This is a genomic window from Eubacterium sp. AF16-48, assembly GCF_003479405.1.
GTDB lineage: Bacteria > Bacillota > Clostridia > Lachnospirales > Lachnospiraceae > Eubacterium_G > Eubacterium_G segne.
Window position 1 is genome coordinate 1 of sequence record NZ_QUHB01000022.1, and the last position, 6,813, is coordinate 6,813.

The window sequence follows — 6,813 nt, forward strand, 5'->3', positions numbered from 1 at the left end:
CGTATAAGGTTGAGGATTACCATGTAATCATTAAGGACGGTGAACTGCACAGATATAAGGTGGAATAAACATACACCTAGGAATGACAGAGAATTAAAAACATATATTTTAATGGGAATTGTGGATGTATGTCTGCAATTCCTTTTGAGAAAAACGATTTAAATAGAAGGTGGTTTGTCACATAAGGGAGAAGTTTACAATAAACAAGAATACATTGCTTAGAAGGTACATCAAACCGGAGGATGTTGAAAAATATGTAAGTGGAGAATATGATGCTGTAAGAGGGTGCATCTCAAGGGAAGGTGACTGTAATGATGTTGGAGATTTTGAGGATATTTTTGAAACATTTCGTCTGGACTATGATAACATACCATATCATTCAACAGATAAGTCATACTGGAAGATAGAGTTTAAGTCTACGAATAAGGAACTCAAGAAAATCAATCTGGACAACACATATGGTTATGAATTAGGTGGAAACAACACGTTACCTGATCCATGTACACAAAATGCATTCACGGGTTCGAAAAATGGAAAGGTAATACCGGAGTGGAATTTGGAAAAAGCTGTGAAATATAGAAAAGATTCATTGATTACTAAAATTGAAAGAGGAAGAATGGTGGAACAATACAAATTTAACGATGGAATATGGAGGAAGGTAAAATGAGATTCCCATGCAAGGTTGAGGATTACCATGTAATAATTAAAGACGGTGAATTAAACAGATATAAGCTGGAATAAATCTGCATTTGGGATAATACCGATGGGAAAAAATTAAAGGAGGCAACATAGTGAAGAAAGTATCAATTTCATTAGCAGTCATAGGAACAATTTGGGTTTTAATGGGAGTTATTGCGCAGCTTAATAATTGTGCCGGAGAATTATTATTTTTTGCGGCAGGAGCTTTTATACTTATGGCAATAGTCACATTGGTGTGCAGAAAGAAAACTGTTGTTATTTCTGCGGGAGTGCTTGTAATGTACATAGCGATAATATGCCAATATATTATGTTCAATAGTTTTTACATTGCCAATATGTGTATAATAATGGCTTTGGTAGTAGGATTTTTATTAATTCTTTATGGAATTATAGCCGGTTTGAAAACAAAAAAATAAGTTTATCATTATATTAAGATAAGAAGGAACGTTCATGTATCTGTATGTAATTACGGGTATATGGACGTTTTTTAGCGTTTGTCTTTAGGGCAAAAACAAGTGGAATTTTCCAGAAAGGTTATTAAATAATAAAATGTGCAAAAATAAATCAGGTAGAAAGCCTACAAAATAAAAAAACATATTTAGGGTGCAAATTTGTATTATATGAAAAACAAAGGAGTTATATAAAATTTTAATACTTTTTTTATAAAGAAAAACACACTAATATATTTATAATGAAACGATTTTATGATAATATAGATATACCAATATGTCATAAAGGAGAAATAAAATGGGCAACTTAAAATATTTAGATAAAAAAGGGACATTTACCCTGAATAATCCGGATTTAACCAGCTATATGTATTTTCCGTTAGCTAATGAGGCAGGAGTTATGAGCTCCATAACACCTGATTTAGGGGGAGATATAAAATTAGACCAGAATACATTTTTGTTAGAGCCGGTTAGCAGTGAAAACCTGCACAACAACAAGTCAGTAAGAAACTTTTGGATTTACGTTGAAGGTAAAAAAGCCTGGTCTGTGGCAGGACGTTCAGCAGCACAGCAGGCAAAGTTGTTTGATGATGATAAAGAAGAAGTGAAGCTGACAGCCGGAATTATGTGGCATCAGATAGAGAGAAAATCTGATGATTTAGGGCTTAAAGCTACAGTGACATCATTTGTTCCTGAAACTAAGGACAAGGTGGAACTGACTAAAATAGAAATTACAAACATAACAGATTCACATATTAAATTTACTCCTACTACAGCTATACCTTTGTATGGACGTTCGGCTTCAAATATAAGAGATCACAGACATGTTACCTCTTTGCTTCACAGAACATTTACGGTAAAAAACGGAATAGAAATCTTTCCGACACTTACATTTGATGAGAGAGGACACAATAAAAACACTGTTTATTATGGAGCTTTGGCAAAGGAAGAAACTGACGGAGTAATGGTTTCCCCAATTAGTTTCTGTCCTGTTACTGAGGAGTTTATCGGACGTGGCGGAAATTTTGAAAATCCATATATGGTTGCCAAGAATCAGCCTCTTCCGTATGGAATTGGTGAAGAAATTGACGGCTACGAAACAGTTGCGGCAATGAGATTTGCTGATGCTGTAATCTCACCGGGAGAAACAAAAACATACATTATAGCATTAGGCTATGGTAATTCAGAAGAAGAAATAGATAAGTTAGGGGAGAAATACCTTGACACAAAGGCTTTTGACAGCTTTCTTGAAGAAACTAAAAAATATTGGCAGGATAAAATCAATGTAAGTTACAATTCGGCAGACAGTGATTTTGATAACTGGATGCATTGGGTTAATTTCCAGCCTATGCTTAGAAGAATATATGGCTGTTCATTCCTTCCTCATCATGATTATGGAAAAGGTGGAAGAGGATGGAGAGATTTATGGCAGGATTGCCTTGCCCTTCTTATTATGGAGCCAAAGCAGGTACGTCAGATGTTAATTGACAACTTTGGAGGTGTAAGATTTGACGGAACCAATGCTACTATTATAGGTTCAAAGCAGGGTGAATTTATTGCTGACAGAAATAATATTGTAAGAGTGTGGATGGATCATGGAGCATGGCCATACTTAACTACAAGCCTTTATATGCAGCAAACCGGAGATATTGAATTTTTAAATGAAGAAAATACATATTTTAAGGATGCACAAATTGGAAGAGGTGAGCATAGGGATAACCTGTGGAGTGATGGTGAAGGCAATATGCAGTTATCAGAAGACGATACACCATACAGGGGAACTGTACTGGAACATTTGCTTATACAACACCTTACATCCTTCTACGATGTAGGAGAACATAACCATATCAGACTTCGTGGTGCTGATTGGAACGACGGTCTTGATATGGCTGAAAAACGTGGAGAAAGTGTTGCATTCACAGCGTTATATGGCGGAAATTTAAGAGATTTAGCAAAAGATATAATGACTCTTTCAAAGAAAACAGGAAAGGATACCATTTCTCTTGCAAAGGAGATTGAGGTTCTCTTAAATGCAGACAAGACAGTTTATGACAGCATAGATGAGAAACACAAAGTTCTAAATGCTTATTGTAATGCAGTGGGGCACAAGGTAAGTGGCGAAAAGGTATCAGTAGACTGTACAAAGCTTTGCAATGTGCTTAATGAAATGTCATCATGGATAGCAGACCATATTAGGAAGACTGAATGGATTACTAATAAAGAGGGAAATTCATGGTTTAACGGATATTATGATAATAGTGGAAATGCTGTTGAAGGTGATTTTTCATCAGGAGTAAGAATGATGCTTACAGGTCAGGTATTTGCCATTATGTCAGGTACTGCTACGGATGAGCAGGTGGCAAAAATTGTAAAATCGGCAGACGATTATCTTTATGATGGAGCAATTGGAGGCTACAGATTAAACACAAACTTTAATGAAGTTAAAACCGATCTGGGAAGAATGTTTGGTTTCGCATTTGGACATAAGGAAAATGGAGCAGTATTTTCACATATGGCAGTTATGTATGCCAATGCACTTTACAGAAGAGGTTTTGCAAAGGAAGGATATAAAGTAATAAATACCCTTTATAAACATTGTCACAACTATAGCGTAAGCTGTATTTATCCGGGAGTTCCAGAGTACGTAAACCAGAGAGGTCAGGGAATGTATCATTATCTTACAGGCTCAGCCAGCTGGTTGCTTCTTACGGTATTAAATGAAATGTACGGTATAAAAGGTGAACTTGGCAACCTTAAACTTCAGCCAAAACTTTTAAAGGAGCAGTTTAAGGATAACAAAGCAGGTGCATCCTGTCTGTTTGGTGGCGTAAACATTAATGTTATATATGAAAATCCGAAGGGACTTGATGCAGGTGAATATTCCGTAAAGGAAATATATATAAATAATGAAAAGTATGGCAATGGTGATGTTATTGCCAAAGAAGATATTAACAAATTAAATAAAGAGGTGCAAATTACAGCAGTTCTTGGTTAGGTAGGAAATAAAACGAAGGAAGTTCATTTTTTGTAAATGTTTCCTATCACTGGTCATTAATCAAAAGTTGATGGCAATACATATTAGCAAGAGGAGGAAATATAATGGAATGGGCAAGAGCAATTTGCTATTCAGGTTATCGTGAAGGGCAAAGTCCCAAAACCGGCACGTACCCTACATATGAGCAGATAAAAGAGGACATAAATATTTTATACAACATGGGATTTAAGTACATAAGAATGTATGACCCCATTGTATATTCGGAAATGACATGCCAGGTAATAAGGGATATGAAGTATGATATGCAGATGATGTTGGGTCCTGACCTTATATCGGAAGTTAATAATCCTAATTGTCCGTGGCTTAAGACAAATTATTCAGATGAAGAGTTAAAGGCAAGGGCAAAGAGAAATGATGCCAATATTGATGAATTAATAAGAATTGCCAATGAAAATTCTGACATTATTAATGTTGTATCAGTAGGGAATGAAAATACTCCTAAATGGGGAGCCAATACAGTTCCTGTGGAAAGACTTATTGAATTTGCCAAGAGGCTTAAGGCAGGAACGGGAAAACCGGTTACCTTCAATGAGGGAGCAATAGAATGGCAGGAATTAGGGAAACTGGCAAAGTATCTTGATATAATCAGTGTACATTCGTATCCTCTCTGGGGTGGCAATTCCGTGGAAGGTGGACTTAGGGAAAACAAAAAATGGTACAGACGCATGAAGGAATTGTATCCAGATAAGGAAATACTGTTCTCTGAAGTAGGCTGGGCAACAAGCAGTGTAGGATTTGCACAGATTAAAGAAGAGGATGCCAATGAAGAAAACCAGAAAAAATACATCGAGGAGTTTTGGAAATGGAGTGACAGTGAGAAAATAATTGCTTATATGTTTGAAGCTTTTGATGAACCGTGGAAAGGTGGAAATACTCCTGAAGAACCGGAGAAACACTGGGGAATGTATTTTGTGGACAGAACTCCTAAGCTGGTGCTTCAAAACTAAACAAGTAAAGACATTTGTCATTAAGTAATGATACCTAATATAATGTATAATAAGAAAAAGCTGTTGCGCTGATTTAAAAGTCGGCGTAATGGCTTTTTATGTTATAAAAACATTGGACTGTAATTATAAAAACGTTGCAAGCCATAGAAGATTTGAAATGTTTTTGCAAAATGGATAATATAATAACAAAACACAGTAAATAAAGATAAAAATATTTCAAATCAAGTATATTAATAGTATGAAAAGAGTTAAAAAACGCATAAAATACTTGTAAAAAATGCATAAAATAAAAAGCGTTTCAAACGTTTTAATCGTTGAAATGCACAAAAGACAATGCTATAATAATAACATCTTTAGTTTGTACGAGAAACTAAACGAGTATTAAAGAATTAAAGGAGGATAACGTTAATGAAATTTAACAAAACAGTTAAGAAGTTTTTAGCTTTTGCATTAAGTTTAGCCATGGTTGTATCATCATTGGTTATTAATGATGCAACAGCCAGGGCAGAAGGAGAGTTTGAAATCTCCCGGATAACATGGAGCGTAGAAGATAACGTTAAAATGTTTGACGTGGAATTTACTTCTGCTTATGATGGTGAAACAGCAAAGGATCCTTATATCTACTGCATTTATGTAGACCAGACGGATTCAGATCATTCCGCAATTAACTATTCGAATGAATGGAATTGGAAAAGCAATTTTCAATGGCTGAATGAAAATGGAGGAATGAACAACAATTACAAGTTTGACAAGGTATTTACAATTGCATCTGATTTTGCAGCCAATGGAAAGGCAGGTATATATCTTGCACAGGGAACACATACTGTGTATATTGTAGCATATTCAACAGTTGAAGATGCTCAGGCAGATACTAACCCTGTAAAAACAGCATCAAAGGGAATTACAGTTCCGGGAGAGGTAGAAACAACTACAGTACATGATGCAGACACAGTGGCAAACATTGAAATTACAAGTGTTGAGAAGGATGTTAATAACGGAATTACAGTAAAATGGGTACACCCTGAAGGTATGGATGGTTTAACACAGGAATTTTACATTGGAACTCCGGACTCAGTTATTGAAGATGAAAAGCATTGGGCAAAGAACGGTACAAATAATTACATCTGGGGAGTTGCAAAAGGCAGAACAGATGTTGATAATGTTGTAGCTTCAAAGGATGATTCAATTAAAGTTGAAAATGGTGGTGACTATGTAGTTAGAATAATATATAAAGATGCTACAGGAGCCATAGTTGCAAGAGGAACTACAGAACCTGTTCATTTTGAAAAGTATGTTAATAATGAAATGAATGTATTTCAGGAGAGAAATGAAGGCTTAACAGCATTTCTTAAATGGACAAAGGTTACAGGAGCAGCTTCATATGCACTTTATGATGCTGAAGGAAATGAAATAAAGAAAGATATTGTTGCTGACTGGGTGGATGTTGTACTTGCTGATTATGATACAGAATTCACATATACCATCAAAGCATTTGACAGCCAGGGCAATGAAATAGAAGTTACAAAGAATACAGTAAATGCAAAGGTTTCAACACAGCCTGAAACTACAGAAGCTCCGACGGAAGCACCAACAGAAGCTCCTACAGTTAATCCTGGTTCAGAGATTAAATTAGACAAGGAATTTAATGAAGAAGGAACATTTG

At 35.5% G+C, this 6,813-nt stretch carries 5 protein-coding genes; all 5 read left to right on the top strand.

The window, feature by feature from the left end; all coding sequences use genetic code 11:
• Positions 1-169: 169 nt before the first annotated feature.
• Positions 170-667, top strand: coding sequence for a hypothetical protein (locus tag DWW68_RS13175; protein WP_147365700.1), 498 nt, complete (start codon positions 170-172; stop codon positions 665-667).
• 124 nt (positions 668-791) lie between these two features.
• Positions 792-1,115: a hypothetical protein gene (locus DWW68_RS13180; protein ID WP_118590419.1), complete on the top strand. Its 324-nt coding sequence runs from the start codon at positions 792-794 to the stop codon at positions 1,113-1,115.
• Positions 1,116-1,446: 331 nt separating this feature from the next.
• Positions 1,447-4,143, top strand: coding sequence for a cellobiose phosphorylase (locus tag DWW68_RS13185; protein ID WP_118590422.1), 2,697 nt, complete (start codon positions 1,447-1,449; stop codon positions 4,141-4,143).
• 104 nt (positions 4,144-4,247) lie between these two features.
• Positions 4,248-5,150, top strand: coding sequence for a glycosyl hydrolase family 17 protein (locus tag DWW68_RS13190; protein WP_118590425.1), 903 nt, complete (start codon positions 4,248-4,250; stop codon positions 5,148-5,150).
• 408 nt (positions 5,151-5,558) lie between these two features.
• Positions 5,559-6,813, top strand: a 1,255-nt coding sequence (locus DWW68_RS13195; protein ID WP_199641196.1) for a hypothetical protein, incomplete at its 3' end; no start/stop codon positions are given.